We start from the raw sequence: 23964 nt of genomic DNA, 5'->3' as shown, positions 1-23964 counted from the left end.
CTCAAACCGCCAGCGCCAGGCCGGCGTCGTCCGTGAAGGCGCCGCCCTCGACCACCGCCTGCTCCAGGCCGGAGGCGGCCACTAGGAGGTTCTCGGCGTAGAACCGGGCGAGCGCGATGCGGGCCGCGTGCGCCGGGTCCGTCTCGCCTGCCTTCCGGGCGGCGCTCGCGGCGAGCGCGCCCCGGGCGAGGCAGGCGGCGCCCAGCGTCAGACCGAACAGGCGCAGGTACGGCGTCGCGCCGGCGAGCGCCGCCTCGGGGCGGTTCGAGCTCAGCGCGGCGAGCTGGTGGCTCGTCGCCCGGTCGAGACTGCCGATCCCGTCGCGCAGCCGCGCCGCCATGTGGCCGAAGGCGGGATCGCCGGCCTTGAGCAGCCCCTCCGCGGCCCGGCGCATCCAGGCGATCTGCGACCGCGCGGTGCTCCCGCCGTTCAGCGGCAGCTTGCGGGCGGTGAGGTCGATGGCCTGGATGCCGTTGGTCCCCTCGTAGATGCCGAGGATGCGGGCGTCGCGCATGAGCTGCGCCGCCCCGGTCTCCTCCACGAAGCCCATGCCGCCGTGGACCTGCACGCCGAGCGAGGTCACCTCGTTGGCGAGGTCGGTGGCGAAGGCCTTCGCCACCGGGGTCAGCAGCGAGGCGCGGTCCAGGGCCGCCTGCCCCTCCGGCCCCTTCGACGCGTCGAGGGCCGCGGCGGTGAGGTAGCAGATGGCGCGGGCGGCGGCCGTCGAGGCCTTCATGGTGAGCAGCATGCGCTGCACGTCCGGATGGGCAGCGATCGGGCTGGTCGCCTCGGCGGCGCCTACCGCCTTGCCCTGGCGGCGCTCCTGCGCGTAGGCGAGCGCCCGCTGGGTCGCGGCCTCGGCGATTCCGACGCCCTGCAGGCCGACATTGAGCCGCGCCGCGTTCATCATCGTGAACATGCAGGCCAGCCCCTTGTTCTCCTGGCCGATCAGCCAGCCGGTGGCGCCGCCGCCGTCGCCGAACGCCATCGAGCAGGTCGGCGAGGCGTGGATGCCGAGCTTGTGCTCGATGCCGGAGCAGCGCAGATCGTTGCGGGTGCCGTCCGGCAGCACCTTCGGCACCAGGAACAGGGAGATGCCCCGCGTGCCGGCGGGCGCGTCGGGCAGCCGGGCCAGGACGAGGTGGACGATGTTGTCGGCGAGGTCGTGCTCGCCGTAGGTGATGTAGATCTTGTTGCCGGTGATCCGGTAGCTGCCGTCGCCCGCCGGCACGGCCCGGGTGCGCAGCAGGGCGAGGTCGGAGCCCGCCTGCGGCTCGGTCAGGTTCATGGTGGCCGGCCACGCGCCCGAGACCAGCTTCTCGAGGTAGCGCGCCTTCAGGTCGTCCGAGCCGTGGGCTGCCAGCGCCTCGATGCCGCCCTGGGTCAGGAGCGGGCAGAGGCCGAAGGCGAGGTTGGCGCCGTTCCACATCTCGGTGCAGGCGGCCTCGATCAGCTTCGGCAGGCCCTGGCCGCCGTGATCGGCCTCGGCCGAGAGCCCGTTCCAGCCGCCCTCCGTGAAGGTGCGGTAGGCCTCGCGCCAGCCGGGCGGCGTGGTGACCTGCCCGTCCGCGAAGGGGGTGCCGTGCCGGTCGCCGACCCGGTTGAGCGGCGCGATCACGCCGGCGGCGATCCGCCCGGCCTCGGTCAGGATCGCCTCGGCGTCGTCGGGATCGACCGCGTCGAGCCCGGCCACGTGCCGCAGCGTGAAGAGCATCTCGGGGACCGGGGCGCGGTAACTCATACGATCCTCCCGTGTGGCGGCCCGCCCGCTCTTTCGATCCGGGGCGGGTTTGACCGCGCCCGCGCACCGGCGCTAGGGCGGGGCGAGGATAGGCGCGCGGGGCTCGCGTCGCCATGACCTCGGAGACGGCTTCCCGCATGAATGATCCCGGGTCAACGGTCCCGGCCGCGACCCGGCGGCCCCCCGCCGCCGCGGCCGGCCTCGCGGAGGCCGCCGCGCTCCTGCGGGCCGGCCGCCTCGTCGCCTTCCCGACCGAGACCGTCTACGGGCTCGGGGCGGACGCAACCGACCCCGCGGCGGTGACGGGCATCTTCGCCGCCAAGGCGCGGCCGCGCTTCAACCCGCTGATCGCGCACCTGCCCGACGCGGCGGCGGCCCTGGCGGAGGGCGTCTTCGACGCGCCGGCGCGCCGCCTCGCGGAGGCCTTCTGGCCCGGCCCCCTCACCCTGGTCGTCCCGGCGCACGCGGGCACGCGGGTCTGCGACCTCGCCCGCGCCGGCCTGCCGAGCCTCGCCCTGCGGATTCCGGCGCACCCGCTCGCGCGGGATCTCCTGGCGGAGGTCGGGCGGCCGGTCGCGGCGCCCTCGGCCAACCGGTCCGGGCGGGTGAGCCCGACACGGGCCGTCCACGTCCTCGACGATCTCGCCGGCCGGATCGCCGCGGTGCTCGACGGCGGCGACACGTCGGTCGGCGTCGAGTCGACGGTGGTGGCCTGCCTGGGCGGTACGCCGCGGCTGCTGCGGCCCGGCGGCGTCACCCGGGCGGCGCTCCGGGCGGTGCTCGGCCTCGACCCGGCGGTACCCGAGGCGGCGGATGCCGACCGGCCGGCGGGCCCGGGCATGCTCGCCTCGCACTACGCGCCGCGGGCGCGGGTCCGGCTCGACGCGGTGCGGGTCGCGCCCGGCGAGGCGGTCCTGCTGTTCGGCTCGCACCTCCCGGCGGATCACGAATTCGCGCGGGCCAGCCTCAACCTGAGCCCGGCGGGCGATCCCGCCGAGGCCGCGTCCCGGCTGTTCGGCGCCCTGCGCGACCTCGACGCCTCGGGGGCCGAGACCATCGCGGTCGTGCCGATCCCCGATGACGGGCTCGGCGAGGCGATCCGAGATCGCCTCGCCCGGGCGGCCGCACCCCGCTGACGGCGGAGAAATTTTCGCCAGCCGCGGAACAGAGTTCGGCCTGATCCGTTTATTGATCACGAAGGCCTTCTCAGCCCCCAATGGCCTTTTTCCTTTCAGGCTCGGAGCAATCCGAGCCTTTTTTCTTAGCTCGTCAGTCTCGCCTCGTCAGTCTCGGGCCAGCTTGGCCGCGATGCCGGCCACGTGGCGGCCCTGGAACCGCGCCCCCTCCAGCTCGACGGCGCTCGGCTGGCGGGACCCGTCGCCGTCCGCGATCGTGCTGGCACCGTAGGGCGTGTTGCCCTTCACCGCCTCGACGCCCGCCTGCCCCTGGAAGCTGTAGGGGAGGCCGACCACCACCATGCCGTGGTGGAACAGCACCGTGTGGAAGCTCGTCAGCGTCGTCTCCTGGCCGCCGTGCTGGGAGGCCGTGGAGGTGAAGACCGAGCCGACCTTCCCCACGAGCGCGCCCTTCATCCAGAGCCCCCCGGTCTGGTCGATGAACTGCTTCATCTGCGAGGCCATGTTGCCGTAGCGGGTCGGCGTGCCGAAGATGATCGCGTCGTAGTCGGCGAGCTCGGCGACGGTCGCGACCGGCGCCGCCTGATCGAGCTTGAAGTGGCTCTGTCGGGCGACCTCCTCCGGGACCAGCTCGGGCACGCGCTTCACGACGACCTCGGCCCCCGTCTCGCGGGCCCCCTCGGCGACGGCGTAGGCCATCTGCTCCACGTGACCGTAGGTCGAGTAGTACAGCACCAGAACCTTCGCCATGGGATGGTCTCTCCTGCGTGTCGGACGGCCGGCCGAATCGTCGGCCGGCGGATGGCCCCTGCATCGCGCATTTGCCGCCTTGCAAGAATGCGCCGACATGCAAGACTGATCTTGCACAGATGCAAGGATCCGGGCGTGGCGCTCGACTGGGACGAGTTCCGGTTCGTGAAGGCGGTGGCCGACCGGGGCGGCCTGACCGCGGCGGCGGCCGAACTGGGCATCAACCACTCGACGGCGTTCCGGCGCCTCGCCGCCCTGGAGGCGCGGCTCGGCGCGCGCCTGTTCGAGCGGCTGCGCACGGGCTACGTGCCGACCGCCGCCGGGCAGGCGATGGTCGAGGCGGCCGGGCGCATCGAGCTGGACGTGGCGCGGTTCTCCCGCGCGGTGGCGGGACAGGGCGAGACACCCTCCGGCGAGCTGCGGGTGACCGCGCCGGCGGGCTTCGCCGCCGAGCTGCTGATGCCGATGCTGGCGAGCTTCGCGGAGCGCTACCCGGAGATCCGGATCGAGCTCATCCTCGCGGAGGCGACGCTCAACCTCTCGCGCCGGGACGCCGACGTGGCGATCCGGATCAGCCGGGAGCCGAGCGAGACCCTGGTCGGGCGCCGCCTCGCCCTCACCGCCTGGGCGGTCTACGGCCGCGCCGACCGTGCCTACGGCGACCTGACCCGCGAGACGTGGATCAGTCCGAGCCCGCTGGTGGCGGGGGGCTCGCTCACGCGGTTCGTGGAGGCGCGGGTGCCGTCCGACCGCGTCCGCCTGCGGATCAACGCGGTGCTGGGCCTGGAGGCGGCGGTCGAGGCCGGTCTCGGCATCGGCCCGCTCCCCTGCTTCACGGCCGACATCAACCCGGCGCTGCGCCGCCTGTCCGGACCGCACCCGGAACTCGGGGCGGACCTGTGGATCCTGACGCATCCGGACCTGCGCCACGCGGCGCGGGTCCGGGCCTTCATGGAGCACGTCGCCGAGGCGCTGCTGCCCCTGCGGGCGCGCTTCGAGGGCCGATGACCCGCCTCAGCGGATCTCGACCACCTCGACCTCGTGGCCGTTCACCTCGACCACGTCGCCGATCGTCTTGCCGGTGATCGCCCGGGCCAGCGGGGCCACGTACGAGATCGAGCCCTTATGCGGGTCGGCCTCGTCCTCGCCGACGATCCGGAAGGTCTGCCGGGTCTCCTTGCCGGACTCGTCCTCGCGGACCACCGTGACGGTCGAGCCGAACTGCACGGTGTCGCCGCCCTTGGGCTCGACGAGCTGCGCAGTGTTCTTCCGGGCCGCCCAGTAGCGCAGGTCGCGCCCGATGCGGGAATCCTCCGCCTTGTCGGCGGGATCCAGCGAGGCGACCTCCTTCTCCAGGCGCGCGACCTCGGCCTCGATCTGCGCGAGCCCCTCCGGCGTGACGAAGTTCGTGTGCGGCGAGATCGGCCGATCCGGCAGATTCTCGAACGCTTCCCCACCTTCGGGCTCTTTGACGAATGCGACGCTCATGAAGACGCCAACACGCCAGGTACGGCAAAGGTTCCCGCGCGACGGTGACTCGGCGCTCTCGCCGTGGCGGCGCGCCTGCTGCGGCCGGGCGGCCGGATCCTCGTCCACGAGGAGCACCCCGTCGCGAACATACTCGGGCCGCGGGAGGAGAGGAGGCTCCCGGCCCGGCACGCCGTTGTCCGCATCGCCCGGTTCCCGGGCGCGGAGGCGGAACGCCGCCTGACGGGCGCCGGAGCTACCCGACCTCCACCACGGTCCGGCCCCGAACCTTGCCGGCCAGGATCGCGTCGCCGAGCCGGCCGACCTCATCCAGGCGGACCTTGCTGGTCATGGCGGCGAGCTTGGCCAGATCGAGCTCGCGGGCGAGGCGGGCCCAAGCCTCGCGCCGCTTCTTCTGCGGGGTAGTGACGCTGTTGATGCCGAGCAGCGAGACGCCGCGGAGGATGAACGGTGCCACCGAGGTCGGCAGGTCCATGCCCTGCGCCAGCCCGCAGGCCGCGACGGCGCCGTCCGCCCGGGTCATGGCGAGGACGTTGGCGAGCGTCGTGGAGCCCACGGCGTCGACGCCGGCGGCCCAGCGCTCCTTGCCCAGCGGCTTGCCGGGCTTCGACAGTTCGGCCCGGTCGAGGATCTCGGCGGCGCCGAGCCCCTTCAGGTAATCGGACTCGCCGTCCCGGCCCGTGGAGGCGATCACGTGCCAGCCCGCCCGGGCGAGGAGCGCCACCGCGACGGAGCCGACGCCGCCCGAGGCGCCGGTGACGATGACCGGGCCGTGCTCGGGCCTCACGCCGTGGGCGTCCAGCGCCATGCAGCACAGCATCGCCGTGTAGCCGGCGGTGCCCACAGCCATGGCCTGCTCGGCCGTGAGCCCCTGCGGCAGCGGCACCAGCCAGTCGCCCCGGACCCGGGCGCGCTGCGCGTAGGCGCCGAGATGCGTCTCGCCGACGCCCCAGCCGGTGAGCACGACCGCGTCGCCCGGCCTGTACTCCGGATGGTCCGAGGTCTCGACGATCCCCGAGAAGTCGATGCCGGGGATCATCGGGAAGCGGCGCACCACCGGCGACTTGCCGGTGAGCGCGAGGCCGTCCTTGTAGTTCAGGGTCGAGTGCGTCACCCGCACGGTGACGTCGCCGTCCATCAGGTCGGCGTCGTCGAAATCCCTGAAGGCGAGGCTCTGGCCGGCCTCGTTCTTCTCGACCACCCAGGCCTTGAACGTCCCCATCGTCACCTCCCGTGCTGCGCGGTGAGGTGTGGCCGGGACGCCCGGAATCAAGGCGACGGCGGTCGGTACCGGCTCAGTATCCCTCGTACCGGCTGCCCGTGTAGAAGCCGAGACCGACACCGATATCCGAGGAGCTGGCTCCGGTGATGCCGAGGGCGTCCGGGATCGAGCCGACGAGCGGGCCACCGTAGGCCGCGGGCCGGTAGCCGTAGCCCCCGCCGTACCCCCCACCGATCGGCGCCCAGCCGGCCCGGGCGGGCGCGACGAGGACGCGGCGGCTGACGCTGGCGTATTCCGGCGGGATCGTCTCGGGGATCGTCTGCGCCGGGCGGATCAGAACGGTCCGGGTGCGGACGGCGAAGCGCGGCGGCGTGGTCACCCAGCAGCCGATCAGCTCGCCGCCGGGGCCGCGGCTGGTCTGCCAGTAGCGGCCGCCGGGCGAGACCATCACGCGCTCCGACACCGTGTCGTAGACCGGCGGCGTGGTGCGGTAGACCGTGCGGGGCGGGCGCACCAGCACGTTCTCCTGCACGGTGTCGTAGACCGGCGGCGTGACGACGCGGCGATAGCATTCGGAGCCGTAGCAGCCGCCGGCCTGGGCGGGTGCGGCGAGGAGCGCGCCACCGAGGGCGGCGGCGAGGAGAGCGGTGCGAGCGACCGGCGCGGTCATGGAAGTCCTCTGATACGCATTACTACGAGACGCGGCGCGGACGCGGCGCTCGTCTCGACGTACCAGAGGCCAGACTCGTTGCCCGGCGCGCAAGCATTATCGGGAACGAAGGTAAAATTAACCCTTGGTTTCGACTGCTTAGGCGTCGCCTACCTAGGTAGGATTGTTCGGATCTTCGACAGTCTCTCTTATGAGACCGGATCCGGCCCGGGTCAGGTCTGGCCGGCCCGGAGCTGGTAGAAGATGTGCCGGCCGATCACGTCCATCTTGCGCAGGCGGCGGGCCCAGCCCGGGCGCACGTAGTCGGCGTGGTAGTGGGTCGCCGCGCCGACCTCGGCGAGGTAGGTCCGGCCCTCGATCACCGAGCGGGCGATGCGGGTGGCTGATTCCCAGGCGCCGGCATCGGTGATGCGCAGCGACTTGCCCTCGCAGGCGAAGGAGAACTGGCAGCCCATGTAGTGGTGCCGGTTCTGGTAGACGACGCCGCAGACGCTCGCCGGGTAGAGGCCGCTCTTCACCCGGTTGAGCACCACCTGGGCGACGGCGGCCTGGCCGGCCTCGGGCTCGCTCCGGGCCTCGAAATAGACCGCCTCGGAGAGGCAGCGCTGCTCCTTGTCGAGGGCGTTCGGGTCGATCAGGTCGGCGTAGCGCCGGCGCGCGTCCTCGGGCACCGGCTGGGCGCTGTCGGGGCGCTCGGTGCGGATCACGAAATCGGGGAGCGCGAGGCTCGCCGCGGCGATCTCGACGGGGATGGCGTCGGCGGGCGCCGGCGTCGTGGAGGACAGCGCGATGGCCCGCGGCACCGGCGGGGTCGAGCCGTCGAAGCGCTCGGGGCCGCCATCCTCGGTGAGGTCGGCCGTCCCCGCGCCCGTGGAGGCGGCGGTGCCGCTGCCGGTGGTGAGGCCGAGATCCGGCACGGGGACGAAGGCGGCCTCCGGCTCGGATTCCGGATCCCAGATCGCGGAGCCCTGCGTCAGCACGCCGGTGACGCTGCCGGTGACGTCGCCGAACACCAGGGCGCCGCCCGCCTCGCGCAGGTTCGCGGCCCGGCGGGCGAAGCTCTCGGCCGGCGGCCGGGCGGGGTCGCCCTTGCCGGCCCGCTGCACGACCGGGAAGACGTGCGCGCCGGTCTTGAAGGTCGCCTGGGGCGGCTCGTCGCCGAGGCGGCGGAGGGCCGATCCGATCAGCAGGGTGCCGGGCGGCAGCGGCGGGACCGTGTCGGCATCGATCACCCCGAGCCGGCTCGCGCCGATGGCGTTCTCCGTGCCGGCATCGGCCGTGAACGACACCAGCAGGCCCAGCCCGACCATCCAGGGCGTCAGGGCCGCCGAGAGCCAGCGCAGGCTCGATTCTCGTCCTCGTCTCGTGCCCACGACGCCAGACCCGCACTCACGCACCCGAACCGGCCCGATCCTCCCCGTTTCCAGGGTGTTTCTGCGGCCGCGCCGAATTTATCGCGCGGTATGGTTGAGCTGCCGTTAAAGGCCGGATGGGCGCGCGTGTCTCGATACGGCCTCGGATCGACCGCTGCCGTCGACTCTTCCCGCTCCGTCATCGCGAGCGCAGCGACGCGACCCAGGGCAGCGGGACATCGGGAAGCGTGGCGCTCTCCTGCTCACTTCGCTGCGCTCGCAGAGACGGCGGCGTTGAGCGAGGCACGCCACAAAAGAGAAGGGCGGCCCGAAGGCCGCCCTCTCGCGTCACGTACCTGCCGACGGCCTCACTCGGCGGCGGCGGGCGGAAGCTCCTCGACCGGCATCGCGCCGCTCTCGGCCTGCTTCTGCTGCAGGATCATCGCGTCGCGGCGGCGGGCGATGGAGCGGATGTCCGCCACCATCGAGCCCGTGCCGGCCGGGATCAGCGACCCGACGATGACGTTCTCCTTCAGGCCTTCCAGGGTGTCGACCTTGCCGTTGACCGCCGCCTCCGTGAGGACGCGGGTGGTCTCCTGGAACGAGGCCGCCGAGATGAACGACTTGGTCTGCAGCGACGCCTTGGTGATGCCGAGCAGGACCGGAACGCCCTGGATCGGCTTCTTGCCCTCGGCGAGCAGCTTCTCGTTGAAGTCGGTCAGCTCCGTCCGGTCGATCTGGTCACCCGAGAGGATGTCCGAGTCGCCGCCGTCGGTCACTTCGACCTTCTGCAGCATCTGACGGACGATCACCTCGATGTGCTTGTCGTTGATCGACACGCCCTGCAGCCGGTAGACCTCCTGGATCTCGTTGACGAGGTAGGCCGCGAGTTCCTCCACGCCCTTGATCGCCAGGATGTCGTGCGGCGCCGGGTTGCCGTCGACGATGTAATCGCCGAGCTCGACCACGTCGCCGTCCTGCAGGTGGATGTGCTTGCCCTTCGGGATCAGGTACTCGACCGCCTCCGAGCCGTCGTGCGGCGTCAGCGTGAGCCGACGCTTGTTCTTGTAGTCGCGGCCGAACGCGATGGTGCCCGACTTCTCGGCGATGATCGCCGCGTCCTTCGGGCGCCGTGCCTCGAACAGCTCCGCCACCCGCGGCAGACCGCCGGTGATGTCGCGGGTCTTGGCCGAGTCGGTCGAGACGCGGGCGAGGATGTCGCCGGCCTTGACCGTCGCGCCCGGGTCGAAGCCGATGATGGCGTCGACCGGCAGGAAGTAGCGGGCGTCCGAGCCGCGCGGCAGCTTGAGCGCCTTGCCGTCCCGGTCGACCACGACCATCGCGGGCTTCAGGTCCGAGGTCCGGGCCGAGCCGCGCCAGTCGACGACGACGCGCTTGGCAATGCCGGTCGACTCGTCGGTGGTCTCGGTCATGGACTGGCCGTCGACCAGATCCTCGTAGGCCACGATGCCGTCCACCTCGGTGAGGATCGGACGGGTGTAGGGATCCCACTCGGCGATCCGCTGCCCGCGCTTGATCTTGTCACCCTCGTCGACCCGGAGCTTGGCGCCGTACTGCAGGCGGTGGACCGCCCGCTCGACCCCGTCCGACCCGACGATGACGACCGCCACGTTGCGGCCGGTGGCGATCAGGTCACCGTCCGTGTTCTTGGCCACGGCGCGGTTGCGGATCTTGATCGTGCCCTCGAAGCTCGACTCGATGAAGGACGAGTCGGCGATCTGGGCCGCACCGCCGATGTGGAAGGTGCGCATCGTGAGCTGCGTGCCCGGCTCGCCGATCGACTGCGCCGCGATGACGCCGACGGCCTCGCCCATGTTGACGGGCGTGCCGCGGGCGAGGTCGCGCCCGTAGCAGGTGGCGCAGACGCCGCTCTTGGTGGCGCAGACCAGCACCGAGCGGATCTTCACCTCCTGGATGCCGGCGGCGTTGATCGCCGGCAGGTGCCGCTCCTCGATGGTCTCGCCGGTCTTGACGATCACCGTGCCGTCCGCGGCCACCAGATCCTCGGCCGTGGCGCGGCCCAGGATGCGGGTGGCGAGCGTCGCCACGACCTGGCCGGCATCCACGATGGCGCGCATCTTGATGCCGCTCGTCGTGCCGCAATCCACCTCGCGGATGACCGCGTCCTGCGCCACGTCGACGAGGCGGCGGGTCAGGTAGCCGGAGTTGGCGGTCTTCAGGGCGGTGTCGGCCAGGCCCTTACGGGCACCGTGCGTGGAGTTGAAGTACTCCAGAACGTCCAGGCCTTCCTTGAAGTTCGAGATGATCGGGGTCTCGATGATCTCGCCCGACGGCTTGGCCATGAGGCCGCGCATCGCCGCCAGCTGCTTCATCTGGGCAGGCGAGCCGCGGGCGCCGGAGTGGCTCATCATGTAGATCGAGTTGACCTGCTTGTCGGCCCCGTGCTCGTCCTTCTGGACGGCCGAGATCCGGCCCATCATCTCGGCGGCCAGCTTGTCCGAGCACTTGGCCCAGGCATCGACGACCTTGTTGTACTTCTCGCCCTGGGTGATCAGGCCGTCGTTGTACTGCTGCTCGTAATCCTTCACGAGCGCGCGGGTCGTGTCGACGATCGACCACTTGTTCTCCGGCACGACCATGTCGTCCTTGCCGAACGAGATGCCGGCCTTGAACGCGTGGTTGAAGCCGAGCGCCATGATCCGGTCGCAGAAGATCACCGACTCCTTCTGACCGCAGTGGCGGTAGACGGTGTCGATCATCGCCGAGATCTCCTTCTTGGTCATCAGCTTGTTGACGACGTCGAAGGGCACCTTGGCGTGCTTCGGCAGGGCGCCGGAGAGGATCACGCGGCCGGGGGTGGTCTCGTAGGTCTTGGTCAGGGGCTCGCCGTCCGGGCCGATGCCGGTCCAGCGCCACTTGATCTTCGAGTGCAGCGACACGGCCTTGGCGGCGAGAGCGTGCTCCAGCTCGCCCATGTCGCCGTAGACGCCCTGCATCGGGTTCTTGGCGTTGCCCGGCTTGAACTCGCCCGGCGCGCCTTCGGCCACGATCGACAGGTAGTAGAGGCCGAGAACGATGTCCTGCGACGGCACGATGATCGGCTGACCGTTGGCCGGGTGCAGGATGTTGTTGGTCGACATCATGAGGACGCGCGCTTCCAGCTGCGCCTCGAGCGACAGCGGGACGTGCACGGCCATCTGGTCGCCGTCGAAGTCGGCGTTGAACGCGGCGCAGACCAGCGGGTGCAGCTGGATCGCCTTGCCCTCGATCAGCTTCGGCTCGAAGGCCTGGATGCCGAGGCGGTGCAGCGTCGGCGCGCGGTTCAGCATCACCGGGTGCTCGCGGATCACCTCATCGAGGATGTCCCAGACCTCCGGCTTCTCTTTCTCGACCAATTTCTTGGCCTGCTTCACCGTGGCCGAGAAGCCCTTGGCGTCGAGGCGCGCGTAGATGAACGGCTTGAACAGCTCCAGCGCCATCTTCTTGGGCAGGCCGCACTGGTGCAGCTTCAGCTCCGGGCCGACCACGATGACCGAGCGGCCCGAGTAGTCGACGCGCTTGCCGAGCAGGTTCTGGCGGAACCGGCCCTGCTTGCCCTTCAGCATGTCGGCGAGCGACTTCAGCGGGCGCTTGTTGGCGCCCGTGATGACGCGGCCGCGGCGGCCGTTGTCGAACAGGGCGTCGACGGCCTCCTGCAGCATCCGCTTCTCGTTGCGGATGATGATGTCGGGCGCGCGCAGCTCGATCAGCCGCTTCAGGCGGTTGTTCCGGTTGATGACGCGGCGGTACAGGTCGTTCAGGTCGGAGGTCGCGAAGCGGCCGCCGTCCAGCGGGACCAGCGGGCGCAGGTCCGGCGGGATCACCGGCACGACCGTGAGGATCATCCATTCCGGCTTGTTGCCGGACATCTGGAAGGCCTCGATGATCTTGAGCCGCTTCAGGAGCTTCTTGGGCTTCAGCTCCGAGGTGGTGACGGCGATCTCCTCGCGCAGATCGTTGGCGATCTTGTCGAGGTCCAGCTCCTGCAGGATGCGCCGGATGGCCTCGGCGCCGATCATGGCGGTGAACGAGTCCTCGCCGTACTCCTCCTGCGCGCGCAGGTACTCCTCCTCCGACAGGAGCTGGCGCTCCTTCAGGGGGGTGAGACCCGGCTCGATGACGCAGTACGACTCGAAGTACAGGATCCGCTCGAGGTCCTTGAGGGCCATGTCGAGCAGCAGGCCGATGCGCGACGGCAGCGACTTCAGGAACCAGATATGCGCGACGGGGGCGGCCAGCTCGATGTGGCCCATGCGGTCGCGCCGGACGCGCGCGAGGGTGACCTCGACGCCGCACTTCTCACAGATGACGCCCTTGTACTTCATGCGCTTGTACTTGCCGCACAAGCACTCGTAGTCCTTGATCGGCCCGAAGATGCGCGCGCAGAACAGGCCGTCGCGCTCGGGCTTGAAGGTCCGGTAGTTGATGGTCTCGGGCTTCTTGATCTCGCCGTACGACCAGGAGAGGATCTTCTCCGGGGACGAGATCGAGATCTTGATCTGGTCGAAGCTGACCGGCTGGGCCTGCTGGTTGAAAAGGTTCATGACCTCTTGGTTCATGATCCGCTCCTTGTTGACGCCGGCAGCCCCGCGCCGGGCCACCGCGTCCTGAAAAAGATCCGGCGCCGCGCCCCGCGCGGGCGCTGCTCACCGTCGTCGAACCCTGGAAGGCCCCTCCCCTCCCCGCTCGACCGTGGCGGCGGGGAACCGCCGCCACGGGAGGTCTTTTCGCTGGCTTACTCGGCCGCGTCGGCCGGGGGCTCAAGCTGGTCGTTGGCGGCCTTCTTGGAGGACGTCAGCTCGACGTTGAGGCCGAGCGAGCGCATCTCCTTGACGAGCACGTTGAACGACTCGGGGATGCCGGCCTCGAACGTGTCGTCGCCGCGGACGATCGCCTCGTAGACCTTGGTGCGGCCGGCCACGTCGTCCGACTTCACCGTGAGCATCTCCTGCAGCGTGTAGGCCGCGCCGTAGGCCTCCAGCGCCCAGACCTCCATCTCGCCGAAGCGCTGGCCGCCGAACTGCGCCTTGCCGCCCAGCGGCTGCTGGGTGACGAGCGAGTACGGGCCGATCGACCGGGCGTGGATCTTGTCGTCCACGAGGTGGTGGAGCTTCAGCATGTAGATGTAGCCCATCGTCACCTTGCGGTCGAAGGGCTCGCCGGTCCGCCCGTCGTAGAGCGTCGACTGCGCCGAGCGGTCGAGACCGGCCATCTCCAGCATCTGCTCGATGTCGGCCTCCTTAGCGCCGTTGAAGACCGGCGTGGCCATCGGCACGCCGCGGCGGACGTTGTTGCCGGCCTCGGCCAGCTCCTCGTCCGTCAGGCCGTCGAGCTCGCCGGGGGAGTAGATCGCCTTCATCTCCTCCCGCAGCGGCGCGATGTCCTGCGTCTTCAGATAGGCATCCACCGCCTTCGACACCTTGCGACCCAGGCCCGCAGCCGCCCAGCCGAGGTGCGTCTCCAGGATCTGGCCGACGTTCATGCGCGAGGGCACGCCCAGCGGGTTGAGCACGATGTCGGCATGCGTCCCGTCCTCCAGGAACGGCATGTCCTCGATCGGCACGATCCGCGACACGACACCCTTGTTGCCGTGACGGCCGGCCATCTTGTCGCCCGGCTGGATCTTGCGCTTCACCGCCACGAAGACCTTGACCATCTTCATGACGCCGGGGGGCAGCTCGTCGCCGCGCTGCAGCTTCTCGACCTTGTCGAGGAAGCGCTGCTCGAGGCGCTTCTTCGACTCGTCGTACTGCTTCTGCATCGCCTCCATCTCGGTCATGAGACGGTCGTCGATGACGGCGAACTGCCACCACTGCGAGCGCGGGTAGTCGTTGATCAGCTCGCGGGTGAGCGTGGTGTCCTTGCGGAAGCCCTTCGGGCCGGCCACCGGCGCCTGACCGATCAGCACGTCCGCGAGGCGGGCGTAGGTGTTGCGGTCGAGGATCGCCTGCTCGTCGTCGCGGTCCTTGGCGAGGCGCTCGATCTCCTCGCGCTCGATCGCCTGGGCGCGCTCGTCCTTGTCGACGCCGTGGCGGTTGAACACCCGGACCTCGACGATCGTGCCGGTGACGCCCGGCGGCACCCGCAGGGAGGTGTCGCGCACGTCAGAGGCCTTCTCGCCGAAGATGGCGCGGAGCAGCTTCTCCTCCGGCGTCATCGGGCTCTCGCCCTTCGGAGTGATCTTGCCGACGAGGATGTCGCCGGCATTCACCTCGGCGCCGATGTAGACGATGCCGGCCTCGTCGAGGTTCTTGAGCGCCTCCTCGGAGACGTTCGGGATGTCGCGGGTGATCTCCTCCGGCCCGAGCTTGGTGTCGCGGGCCATCACCTCGAACTCCTCGATGTGGATCGAGGTGAACACGTCATCCTTCACGATCCGCTCGGAGAGCAGGATCGAGTCCTCGAAGTTGTAGCCGTTCCACGGCATGAACGCGACGAGCACGTTCCGGCCGAGCGCCAGCTCGCCGAACTCGGTCGAGGGACCGTCGGCGATGATCTCGCCCTTCTTGACGAACTCGCCGACACGGACCAGCGGCTTCTGCGTGATGCAGGTCGACTGGTTGGAGCGCTGGAACTTCTGCAGCCGGTAGATGTCGACGCCCGGCTTGTTGGCGTCGGCCTCCTCGGTGGCGCGGATGACGATGCGGGTGGCGTCCACCTGGTCGACGATGCCGGCGCGCCGCGCCGCGATGGCGGCGCCGGAATCCCGGGCGACCACCGCCTCCATGCCGGTGCCCACGAACGGGGCGTCGGCGCGGACGAGCGGCACCGCCTGGCGCTGCATGTTCGAGCCCATCAGCGCGCGGTTGGCGTCGTCGTTCTCGAGGAACGGGATCAGCGCCGCGGCGACCGAGACGAGCTGCTTCGGCGACACGTCCATGAGGTCGACGCGCTCGGGCCCCACGACGATCACCTCGCCGGCCCGGCGGCAGACCACGAGGTCCTCCGTGAGCTTGCGGGCCTCGTCCATCTGGGCGTTCGCCTGGGCGACGTAGTACTTCGCCTCCTCCATGGCCGAGAGGTAGGCGACCTCGTCGGTGACCACGCCGTCGCGCACGCGCCGGAACGGGGTCTCGATGAAGCCGTACTTGTTCACCCGCGCGAAGGTGGCGAGCGAGTTGATCAGGCCGATGTTCGGGCCTTCCGGCGTCTCGATCGGGCAGATGCGGCCGTAATGGGTCGGGTGCACGTCGCGCACCTCGAACCCGGCGCGCTCGCGGGTCAGACCGCCCGGGCCGAGCGCCGAGAGGCGGCGCTTGTGCGTCACCTCGGAGAGCGGGTTGGTCTGGTCCATGAACTGCGAGAGCTGCGACGAGCCGAAGAACTCGCGCACGGCCGCGGCCGCGGGCTTCGCGTTGATCAGGTCCTGCGGCATGACCGTGTCGATGTCGACCTGGCTCATGCGCTCGCGGATGGCGCGCTCCATGCGCAGGAGGCCCAGGCGGTACTGGTTCTCCATGAGCTCGCCCACCGAGCGGACGCGGCGGTTGCCGAGGTGGTCGATGTCGTCGACCTCGCCCTTGCCGTCGCGCAGCTCCACGAGCGCCTTGACCACCGCCAGCATGTCCTCCTTGCGGAGGGTGCGCACGGTGTCGGCGGCGTCGAGGTCGAGGCGCATGTTCATCTTCACGCGGCCGACCGCCGAGAGGTCGTAGCGCTCGGAATCGAAGAACAGCGAGTGGAACATCGCCTCGGCGGTCTCGAGGGTCGGCGGCTCACCCGGGCGCATGACCCGGTAGATGTCGAACAGCGCGCCCTCGCGGTTGGAGTTCTTGTCCACCGCCAGCGTGTTGCGGATGTAGGGGCCGATGTTGACGTGGTCGATGTCGAGCACCGGCAGCTCGGTGATCCCGACATCCTCCAGGCTCTTCAGGAGCTTGTCGGTGACCTCCTCGCCGGCCTCGGCCCAGATCTCGCCGGTCTGCACGTTGACGAGGTCCTCGGCGACGTACTGGCCGACGAGATCCTCGTCGGTCGCCTTGAGGAACTTGGTGCCCTTCTCGGTGATCTGGCGGGCGTTGCGAGCGTTCAGCTTCTTGCCGGCCTCGAGCACGACCTCGCCGGAATCGGCGTCGATCAGGTCGACGGTGGCCTTCATGCCCTTCATGCGCTCGGCGTCGAACGGCACGCGCCAGTCGGCGCCGTCCCGGTCGTAGACAACCTTGTTGTAGAAGGTCGACAGGATCTCCTCGCCGTCGAGGCCCAGGGCGTAGAGCAGCGACGTCGCCGGCAGCTTGCGCTTCCGGTCGATGCGGACGTGCACGATGTCCTTGGCGTCGAACTCGACGTCGAGCCAGGAGCCCCGGTACGGGATGATGCGGGCGGCGAACAGGAGCTTGCCCGAGGAGTGGGTCTTGCCCTTGTCGTGGTCGAAGAACACGCCCGGCGAGCGGTGCATCTGCGAGACGATGACGCGCTCGGTGCCGTTGACGATGAAGGTGCCGTTCTCCGTCATCAGGGGCATGTCGCCCATGTAGACGTCCTGCTCCTTGATGTCCTTGACCGACTTGGCCTGGGTGTCGGGATCGACGTCGAACACGATCAGGCGCAGCGTGACCTTCAGCGGGGCCGCGAAGGTGATGCCGCGCTGGCGGCACTCGTCCACGTCGTATTTCGGGGCCTCGAAGGTGTAGCGCACGAACTCGAGCAGCGCCGTGGAGGCGAAGTCGGAGATCGGGAACACCGACTTGAACACGCTCTGCAGCCCCTCGTCGGCGCGCCCGCCCTCGGGCTCGTCGACCATCAGGAACTGGTCGTAGGACGCCTTCTGAACCTCGATGAGGTTCGGCATCTCGGCAACTTCCTTGATCTTGCCGAAGAACTTCCGAATGCGCTTGCGACCGACCAGCGTGTTGGCCATGTGACCTCGCTCCTACCCGCGTGCCTCGCGCCCGGGGAAGCGTTCCCGAAAGGGACCTCCCGCACCGGGCCGTGACGCGCGCCCCGCCGAGCCGCGCCACCGAACCGAATCTCTTGCCGGTCCCGTTCCAGGACCATCCGCCGAAGCGGCCTAAAGCCCGCGGGCGCTGACCCGCGGGCTCCGGTCACGACAGGCTCGCGCGGAGCCTTCGTGGGGTGATGGGCCGGGACCGGCCCATCGTCGACTTACTTGAGCTCGACCTTGGCGCCGGCCTTCTCGAGCTGGGCCTTGAGCTTCTCGGCCTCGTCCTTGGCGACGCCTTCCTTGATCGGCTTCGGCGCGCCCTCGACCAGGTCCTTGGCCTCCTTGAGGCCGAGGCCGGTGATCGCGCGGACCTCCTTGATGACCTCGATCTTCTTGTCGCCGGCGGAGGCGAGGACGACCGTGAACTCGGTCTGCTCCTCGGCGGCGGCGGCGGCGCCACCGGCGGCCGGGCCGGCGGCCACGGCGACCGCAGCGGCGGCCGAGACGCCCCACTTCTCCTCGAGCATCTTGGCCAGGTCAGCGGCCTCGAGCACGGTCAGCGAGGACAGGTCGTCGACGAGCTTGGCGAGATCAGCCATTTTGAATTCCTCTCAGATATCGGTTTGAACGGATGGATTTTGAAGGGCCTCAGGCGGCCTCGTCCTTGTTGGCATAGGCCCCGAACACGCGGGCGAGCTTCGCCGCCGGCGCGTTGACGACCTGAGCGATCTTGGTCGCGGGCGCCTGCACGAGGCCCACGATCTTGGCGCGCAGTTCGTCGAGGGACGGGAGCGAGGCGAGCGCCTTCACGCCGTCCGGGTTCAGGGCGGTCTTCCCCATCGCGCCGCCGAGGATCACGAGCTTGTCGTTGACCTTGGCGAAATCGACCGCGACCTTCGCGGCAGCGACCGGATCGCCGGAATAGGCGAGCAGGGTCGGGCCCTTCAGGAGCGGCTTGATGGAGGCGACGTCCGTGCCATCGAGTGCGATGCCGGCGAGGCTGTTCTTGGCGACCTTCACGGTGGCGCCGGCCTGCTTCATCTGCGCGCGCAGCTTCTGCATGTCGGCGACCGTGAGGCCCTTGTAGTGGGCCACGACGACGACGGCGCTCTGATTGAACACGCCGTTGAGCGTCGAGACGAGATCAGCTTTAGCTGTCCGGTCCACTGGGCTCTCTCCGGTTGGCGGAACCCGGTCTCGGGTCCGCCGGTTGCACATGCCGCCCGGACGTGGTCTCGGCCTTCAGGAAGACCGGGAACGTCCGAACGACGCTTCGCGGCCCTGTCCCCGCGCGTGCCCCTTCGGGCCGCCTCGGGCGAGTTGGTTCAAACCGACACCCCTCCGCGGCCGGGGCCGGGGCGAGGCTTTTCGAATTCGGTCTTCCCCGTCTGTGCAGGCTGGCGGATTAAGCCGGCGAACCGGCACCTGCAGTCTCGGACAGGACATGGCCGGACAAGGCTCCGCGGGGCTCGTCGCCCCTGGGATCCTTCCGGCCAGTGCCACCCGGTTGCCCGGGCGACATTTCGAGCGGAAACCGGCCGATCGGCCGCTCTCCTTCCGTGAGGATGAAATGCGTGAGGCGCGGTGTATAGAGCCTAGCAAGCCGCCTGCCAAGGGCCGGAGCGCGACTTTTCCGCCGCAGGCAAGGACTTGCGCGGGTGCCCTGCCGCGGCTGCATCGCTCGGGACCCTTCCCGGGATCCCCGGCTAGGCCGCCTCGCGCTCCGGCACCAGCTTGCGCCGCGCGGCCTCCCACCAGCTGCGGTCGCGGGCGGCCTTCGCCTCGGCGGCCTTCGCGGCGTAGAACGAGGCGTTGTGCTCGCCGCGCAGGGCCTCGCGGGTGAAGCGGATCAGGTGGTGGGCCACGAAGCCCATGTTGAACACCGCCTCGATCTGCCCGCGCTTCAGCGCGTAGCCGGCCGCGCTCCAGAACGGCCTGCGGTAGTCGGAGAAGATCCCGACGCGGGTGATGATGTTGAAGCCCAGGATGAGGCCGCGGCGCAGGTTGGTGAACGTGAGCTTGCCGGCCGTCGGCGTGGTGATCCGGTTCGGGTAGGTCACCGCGCACTGGTGCTTGAACCGCTCGAAGATCTTCTCCGGCTCGTAGGCGTGCGCGATCGCCCGGCGCCAGCTGCTCACCACCGAATCGTGGGGCCGCTTGAACAGGACGTTCGACTCGAGGCTGGCGTCGTGGAGGAGCCGGCCCTCGCGCTCCAGCCGGTCCCAGAGCGGGGTCTTGGGCAGGGCCTGGAGCAGGTTGATGGTCAGGACCGGGATCGCCGAGCGGTCGATGAAGTCGATCAGGTTCTGCTCGGATTTGTCGGTGTCGCTGTCGAGGCCCAGGATGATGCCGGAGGTCACCTCGAGCCCGTAGGAATTGAGGGTCTCGATCGCCTCGTACATCGGCACGGCGGCGTTGTGGGTCTTGTCGATGCCCTTGAGGGCGTCCGCCTCCGGGGTCTCGATCCCGACGAACACCGTCATGAAGTTGGCCTGCCGCATCAGCTCGAGGATCTCGGGCTGCTTGGCCATGTTCAGCGTCGCCTCGCAGGCGAACTGGAGCGGGTAGTTGTTCCGCTTCTGCCATTCCACGAGGTGCGGCAGCATCTCGCGGGTCGCCTTGCGGTTGCCGATGAAATTGTCGTCGACGAAGTAGACCACCGCCGGGTGGCCCGGCTGGCTGACGATGGCGTCGAGCTCGGCGCACATCTGCTCCGGGCTCTTCAGGCGCGGCTGGCGGCCGTAGAGCTGCGGGATGTCGCAGAACTCGCAGCGGTAGGGGCAGCCCGAGGAGAATTGCAGGGAGCCGATCAGGTAGCGCTTGAGCGGCGCCGCCTCGTAGGCCGGGGCCGGGAAGTCCGCGAGCGGGAGGCGATCCTTGGTCTCCAGCACCACCTGGGCGGGCGGCGGCGTGAGGTCCGCGTCGAGGCGGGCGACGAGCTGGTCGGTGGCGTCGCCGATCTCGCCGATATGGAGATAGTCGAAGTCGCCATACTTCTCCGGGGCGCCCGAGACCGAGGGGCCGCCCAGCACCGTCACCTTGCCGGCCGCGCGGGCGCGGTCGCGGATGTCGTGGATCTGCGGTTCCTGGATGTGCATCCCGGAGACGAAGACCGCGTCGGCCCAGGCGAAGTCCGCCGGGCCCGCGCGGCGGATATTCTCATCGATGAACCGGCATTCCCAAGCCTCCGGCATGTAGGCCGCGATCAGCAGCAGCCCCTGCGGCGGCATGAACGCCTTCACCCCGCCCATCAGCGGGTAGGCGTGGGAGAATGTCCCGAAGGACGGCGTGTAGGCGGGAAAGACGCACAGGATGCGTCGCTTGGAGGTGACCGTCAGGGTGCATCGCATGCCGGCCTATCTAGCACAGCCGCGGCCGTTGGCGCCCCCTCGGCGGTTAAGAATGGCGTGAGGGCGTGGTGCCGCTACGCGGCTATTTCTACGCTGGGTCCCGGGTCGCATTCCGCTCGCGCTCCATGCGCCCGGGAAAGGGCTTCCGTTCCATCCTGCAGCGCCCCTTTCCCGGACAGGTGGAGCGTCGGCGGAACCTGATCCGGGACCCAGCATGCGAATCGCCGCGACAGCGGCTCATCGGACCAGATCGTCATGAAGGTCGCGCCAGGCGGGATTGAAATCCTCGATCAGCGCGATCTTCCAAGCCCGCCGCCAGCGCTTGATCGCATATTCCCGCACTCGCGCGTCGATGATCCGCGGATAGGCCTCGTACCAGACCAGCATGGTCACGCCGTAATCCCGGGTGAATCCCGGCAGAGCGCCCGCGCGGTGTTCCCAGACGCGCCGCGCCAGATCCGTGGTCGAACCGGTGTAGAGCGTCCCATTCCGCCGACTCGCCAGAATGTAGACGTGGGACAGCCGCTCCATCTGCGCCCCCCGCAACGAGAAGCGCCCGGCCGTTTCCGACCGGGCGCTCCGCAGCGTGGACGCTATGCCTTGTCTCAGGCGGTCAGGACCGTGTTCGGCTCGACCTTCACGCCCGGGCCCATCGTCGAGGTGACGGCGATGCGCTGGACGTAGGTGCCCTTGGCGCCCGCGGGCTTCGCCTTGGCGACGGCGTCCGCGAAGGCCTTGATGTTCTCGACGAGCTTGTCGGCGTCGAACGAGACCTTGCCGACGCCGGCATGGACGATGCCGGCCTTCTCGACGCGGAACTCGACCGAGCCGCCCTTGGCGCCGGCGACGGCGCCCTTCACGTCCATGGTGACGGTGCCGACCTTCGGGTTCGGCATCAGGCCGCGCGGGCCCAGCACCTTACCGAGACGGCCGACCAGCGGCATCATGTCGGGGGTCGCGATGCAGCGATCGAACTCGATCTTGCCGCTCTGCACGATCTCGAGGAGATCCTCGGCGCCGACGATGTCGGCACCCGCGGCCTTGGCGTCGTCCGCCTTGGCGCCGCGGGCGAAGACCGCCACGCGCACCGTCCGGCCGGAGCCGTTCGGCAGGTTGCAGACGCCGCGGACCATCTGGTCGGCGTGGCGCGGATCGACGCCGAGGTTCATCGAGACCTCGACGGTCTCGTCGAACTTCGCGGTCGCCCGCTCCTTGACCAGCTTGATCGCCTCGTCGAGCGCGTAGAGCTTGGTCGCCTCGATGCCCTCGCGGGCGGCGCGGATGCGCTTGCCTTCCTTAGCCATGCTGCCCTCCCTTACGCGACGACTTCGAGGCCCATGGCCCGCGCGGAGCCACGGATCATCGCGACGGCCGACTCGACCGTGTCGCAGTTGAGGTCGGGCATCTTCTTCTCGGCGATCTCGCGGAGCTGCGCCTCGGTGATCTTGCCGACCGTCGGGCCCTTGCCCGGGGTCTTGGAGCCGGAGGCGGGCTTCTTGCCGAGCTTCAGGCCGACGGCCTTCTTCAGGAAGAAGGTGACCGGGGGCTGCTTCATCTCGAAGGTGAAGGAGCGGTCCTGATACGCGGTGATGATCACCGGGATCGGGGTGCCCTTCTCCATCTGCGCGGTCTTCGCGTTGAAGGCCTTGCAGAATTCCATGATGTTGAGGCCGCGCTGACCGAGCGCGGGGCCGATCGGCGGCGACGGGTTGGCGGCGCCGGCCGGGACCTGAAGCTTCACGTAGCCCGTGATCTTCTTCGCCATGGGACTGCTCCCAATGAAAATCCGCCCCCGTGCGGCCTGAAGCGCGGCGGGTCGGACGGTTGCAGGTCGCGGTGCGAGCCGTGGATCCCGGAGGCGAAGCCGGGCGGTTCTCCCGCGGATGGTGCCGCGCCCTCAGCGGAACGCGGCGGTTTCGCGGTCCCCGCACCCGGTGGGGATGCGGCGACCGGAAAGGACGGGCGGCCGGAGGGCCGCCGCGATCGGGGGGCTCAGGCCTTCTCGACCTGGGCGTACTCCAGCTCGACCGGCGTGGCGCGGCCGAAGATCGACACGGCCACCTTGAGGCGGGAGCGGGCGTCGTCGATCTCCTCGACGGTGCCGTTGAAGCTGGCGAACGGGCCGTCGGCGACCCGGACGGTCTCGCCGATCTCGAAGGAGATCGAGGGCTTCGGCCGGTCGACGCCCTCGGCGACCTGGCCCTTGATCCGCTCGGCCTCGGCGTCCGGGATCGGCACCGGCTTCGACTTGTCGGCCCCGAGGAAGCCCGTGACCTTCGGGGTGTTCTTGATCAGGTGGTAGACCTCGTCGGTGAGGTCGCACTTCACCAGCACGTAGCCGGGGAAGAACTTGCGCTCGGCGTCGACCTTCCGGCCGCGGCGGACCTCCACGACCTTCTCGGTCGGGACCATCACCTCGTCGAACAGCTCGGTCAGCCCGCGCTGGGCCGCCTGGTCCTTGATGGACTGGGCGACCTTGTTCTCGAAGTTCGAGTAGGCGTGGACGATGTACCAGCGCTTCGACACGGTTCCGTTCAACTCCGACAAGTCCCCGGGGGTCACCCCCGATCGGCGGCGAGCCGCCCCCAGACGCCCAGGATTCCTCAGACGCCCAGGATCAGGCCGACCAAGAAGCGCAGGGCCTGATCCACGACCGTGAAGAACAGGCTCGCGGCGACGACCATCACGAACACCATGATGGTCGTGATCGTGGTCTCCCGGCGGGTCGGCCACGTGACCTTACGGGCCTCGTCGCGCACCTGGGCGAAGAACTCGCCCGGCGTGGCGCGCTTCTGCGGCGCGCGGGCGGGGGTCGCGGGCCGGGCGGGCGGCGGATTCGCGGGACCGCGGGCCGCGCCGCGCACCAGGTCCACCTTCTTGGTCGCTTCGTTCGATGCCATGGCGCCAGTGTCTGTGCGTGTTCGGCCCCGAGGCAGAGACCGCATCCGGGAATGCGAATGTCGGCGCCGAGGACCCGGATGGGCCCGCACCGACGGTCGCTTCAGATCTCGGATTGCGCCCGCTCTAGCGCAACTCCCCCGGCTTGTCGACCGGGCCGCCGCGCGGGATCGGGCTGAATGTCTGGCAGGAGTGGAGGGACTCGAACCCGCAACCTCCGGTTTTGGAGACCGGCGCTCTGACCAGTTGAGCTACACTCCTAGCGCACCGCCCAATGCCCCATCGCGGCGCGGCTTGCAAGGGGTCGCGTGCGCGAAGCGGCCGGGTAGCGGCCGGGAAGCGCGGCCGAACAACCCCACCCCCCCCGAAACGGAAACGCCGGCCCCCGTCGAGACGGGGACCGGCGCCGGAGAGGCGGAGCGGCGCGCGGCGCCGCTCCGGATCGGTTGTCA

At 69.8% G+C, this 23964-nt stretch carries 18 protein-coding genes and 1 tRNA gene; 2 read left to right on the top strand and 17 right to left on the bottom strand.

The features are described 5' to 3' along the window. Nucleotide 1: 1 nt before the first annotated feature. The gene (locus ACLBYE_RS13555; RefSeq protein WP_447694575.1) at nucleotides 2-1741 is read right to left on the bottom strand and encodes an acyl-CoA dehydrogenase; all 1740 of its coding nucleotides are present in this window, start codon (nucleotides 1739-1741) and stop codon (nucleotides 2-4) included. Nucleotides 1742-1878: 137 nt separating this feature from the next. Here ACLBYE_RS13555 and ACLBYE_RS13550 point away from each other — a divergent pair, with 137 nt between their 5' ends. After that, nucleotides 1879-2877: an L-threonylcarbamoyladenylate synthase gene (locus ACLBYE_RS13550; RefSeq protein WP_447694574.1), complete on the top strand. Its 999-nt coding sequence runs from the start codon at nucleotides 1879-1881 to the stop codon at nucleotides 2875-2877. A 147-nt stretch (nucleotides 2878-3024) separates the two neighbouring features. Here the strand turns inward: ACLBYE_RS13550 and wrbA are convergent, their stop codons facing one another. Continuing rightward, a complete protein-coding gene (wrbA, locus tag ACLBYE_RS13545) occupies nucleotides 3025-3627 on the bottom strand; it encodes an NAD(P)H:quinone oxidoreductase (protein WP_091683025.1) in 603 nt (200 codons plus the stop codon). 135 nt (nucleotides 3628-3762) lie between these two features. Here wrbA and ACLBYE_RS13540 point away from each other — a divergent pair, with 135 nt between their 5' ends. After that, on the top strand, nucleotides 3763-4635 hold the full coding sequence (locus tag ACLBYE_RS13540) for a LysR family transcriptional regulator (protein ID WP_447694573.1): 873 nt from the start codon (nucleotides 3763-3765) through the stop codon (nucleotides 4633-4635). A 6-nt stretch (nucleotides 4636-4641) separates the two neighbouring features. Here ACLBYE_RS13540 and greA read toward each other — a convergent pair whose 3' ends face one another. The 15 genes from greA to ACLBYE_RS13465 all read right to left on the bottom strand — a co-directional run bounded on the left by greA (nucleotide 4642) and on the right by ACLBYE_RS13465 (nucleotide 23773). Further along, nucleotides 4642-5115 (bottom strand): transcription elongation factor GreA, encoded by a 474-nt coding sequence (gene greA / locus ACLBYE_RS13535; protein WP_331304715.1) that lies wholly within the window; start codon nucleotides 5113-5115, stop codon nucleotides 4642-4644. Nucleotides 5116-5350: 235 nt separating this feature from the next. After that, nucleotides 5351-6337, bottom strand: a complete 987-nt coding sequence (gene acuI, locus ACLBYE_RS13530) for an acrylyl-CoA reductase (NADPH) (protein ID WP_447694572.1) — start codon at nucleotides 6335-6337, stop codon at nucleotides 5351-5353. Nucleotides 6338-6410: 73 nt separating this feature from the next. Continuing rightward, entirely contained in the window at nucleotides 6411-7007 is a 597-nt protein-coding gene (locus ACLBYE_RS13525; protein ID WP_447694571.1) for a hypothetical protein, read from the bottom strand. Nucleotides 7008-7219: 212 nt separating this feature from the next. Beyond that, entirely contained in the window at nucleotides 7220-8317 is a 1098-nt protein-coding gene (locus ACLBYE_RS13520) for a cell wall hydrolase (protein WP_447694585.1), read from the bottom strand. 410 nt (nucleotides 8318-8727) lie between these two features. Continuing rightward, on the bottom strand, nucleotides 8728-12939 hold the full coding sequence (rpoC, locus tag ACLBYE_RS13515) for a DNA-directed RNA polymerase subunit beta' (RefSeq protein ID WP_447694570.1): 4212 nt from the start codon (nucleotides 12937-12939) through the stop codon (nucleotides 8728-8730). 176 nt (nucleotides 12940-13115) lie between these two features. Beyond that, nucleotides 13116-17240, bottom strand: coding sequence for a DNA-directed RNA polymerase subunit beta (gene rpoB, locus ACLBYE_RS13510; protein ID WP_447694569.1), 4125 nt, complete (start codon nucleotides 17238-17240; stop codon nucleotides 13116-13118). A gap of 245 nt (nucleotides 17241-17485) precedes the next feature. Further along, a complete protein-coding gene (gene rplL / locus ACLBYE_RS13505; protein ID WP_020096227.1) occupies nucleotides 17486-17863 on the bottom strand; it encodes a 50S ribosomal protein L7/L12 in 378 nt (125 codons plus the stop codon). A gap of 49 nt (nucleotides 17864-17912) precedes the next feature. After that, nucleotides 17913-18431 carry a 50S ribosomal protein L10 gene (rplJ, locus tag ACLBYE_RS13500; protein WP_026605422.1) on the bottom strand — a complete coding sequence of 173 codons (519 nt, stop codon included), beginning with the start codon at nucleotides 18429-18431 and terminating at the stop codon, nucleotides 17913-17915. Nucleotides 18432-18970: 539 nt separating this feature from the next. Beyond that, the gene (locus ACLBYE_RS13495) at nucleotides 18971-20614 is read right to left on the bottom strand and encodes a B12-binding domain-containing radical SAM protein (protein ID WP_091927686.1); all 1644 of its coding nucleotides are present in this window, start codon (nucleotides 20612-20614) and stop codon (nucleotides 18971-18973) included. 237 nt (nucleotides 20615-20851) lie between these two features. Then, nucleotides 20852-21145, bottom strand: a complete 294-nt coding sequence (locus tag ACLBYE_RS13490) for a GIY-YIG nuclease family protein (protein ID WP_447694568.1) — start codon at nucleotides 21143-21145, stop codon at nucleotides 20852-20854. 74 nt (nucleotides 21146-21219) lie between these two features. Beyond that, on the bottom strand, nucleotides 21220-21918 hold the full coding sequence (rplA, locus tag ACLBYE_RS13485) for a 50S ribosomal protein L1 (RefSeq protein WP_020096224.1): 699 nt from the start codon (nucleotides 21916-21918) through the stop codon (nucleotides 21220-21222). A gap of 11 nt (nucleotides 21919-21929) precedes the next feature. Further along, a complete protein-coding gene (rplK, locus tag ACLBYE_RS13480) occupies nucleotides 21930-22379 on the bottom strand; it encodes a 50S ribosomal protein L11 (RefSeq protein ID WP_010686899.1) in 450 nt (149 codons plus the stop codon). Between the two features lie 227 nt (nucleotides 22380-22606). Beyond that, entirely contained in the window at nucleotides 22607-23140 is a 534-nt protein-coding gene (nusG, locus tag ACLBYE_RS13475; protein WP_012320778.1) for a transcription termination/antitermination protein NusG, read from the bottom strand. 77 nt (nucleotides 23141-23217) lie between these two features. Next, nucleotides 23218-23514, bottom strand: coding sequence for a preprotein translocase subunit SecE (gene secE / locus ACLBYE_RS13470; protein WP_020096222.1), 297 nt, complete (start codon nucleotides 23512-23514; stop codon nucleotides 23218-23220). Between the two features lie 182 nt (nucleotides 23515-23696). Next, nucleotides 23697-23773, bottom strand: a tRNA-Trp gene (locus tag ACLBYE_RS13465). Nucleotides 23774-23964: the final 191 nt, after the last annotated feature.

It is taken from the genome of Methylobacterium sp. A52T, assembly GCF_053346095.1.
The sequence above is the reverse complement of the archived record's forward strand: the minus strand, read 5'-3'. Positions and strand labels throughout refer to the sequence as shown.

Coding starts and splice junctions, on each gene's coding strand:
- ACLBYE_RS13555 (WP_447694575.1), bottom strand. CDS start 1,741: ATGAGTTACCGCGCCCCGGTCCCCGAGATGCTCTTCACGCTGCGGCAC.
- ACLBYE_RS13550 (WP_447694574.1), top strand. CDS start 1,879: ATGAATGATCCCGGGTCAACGGTCCCGGCCGCGACCCGGCGGCCCCCC.
- wrbA (WP_091683025.1), bottom strand. CDS start 3,627: ATGGCGAAGGTTCTGGTGCTGTACTACTCGACCTACGGTCACGTGGAG.
- greA (WP_331304715.1), bottom strand. CDS start 5,115: ATGAGCGTCGCATTCGTCAAAGAGCCCGAAGGTGGGGAAGCGTTCGAG.
- acuI (WP_447694572.1), bottom strand. CDS start 6,337: ATGGGGACGTTCAAGGCCTGGGTGGTCGAGAAGAACGAGGCCGGCCAG.
- ACLBYE_RS13525 (WP_447694571.1), bottom strand. CDS start 7,007: ATGACCGCGCCGGTCGCTCGCACCGCTCTCCTCGCCGCCGCCCTCGGT.
- ACLBYE_RS13520 (WP_447694585.1), bottom strand. CDS start 8,317: ATGGTCGGGCTGGGCCTGCTGGTGTCGTTCACGGCCGATGCCGGCACG.
- rpoC (WP_447694570.1), bottom strand. CDS start 12,939: ATGAACCAAGAGGTCATGAACCTTTTCAACCAGCAGGCCCAGCCGGTC.
- rpoB (WP_447694569.1), bottom strand. CDS start 17,240: ATGGCCAACACGCTGGTCGGTCGCAAGCGCATTCGGAAGTTCTTCGGC.
- rplL (WP_020096227.1), bottom strand. CDS start 17,863: ATGGCTGATCTCGCCAAGCTCGTCGACGACCTGTCCTCGCTGACCGTG.
- ACLBYE_RS13495 (WP_091927686.1), bottom strand. CDS start 20,614: ATGCGATGCACCCTGACGGTCACCTCCAAGCGACGCATCCTGTGCGTC.
- ACLBYE_RS13490 (WP_447694568.1), bottom strand. CDS start 21,145: ATGGAGCGGCTGTCCCACGTCTACATTCTGGCGAGTCGGCGGAATGGG.
- rplA (WP_020096224.1), bottom strand. CDS start 21,918: ATGGCTAAGGAAGGCAAGCGCATCCGCGCCGCCCGCGAGGGCATCGAG.
- rplK (WP_010686899.1), bottom strand. CDS start 22,379: ATGGCGAAGAAGATCACGGGCTACGTGAAGCTTCAGGTCCCGGCCGGC.
- secE (WP_020096222.1), bottom strand. CDS start 23,514: ATGGCATCGAACGAAGCGACCAAGAAGGTGGACCTGGTGCGCGGCGCG.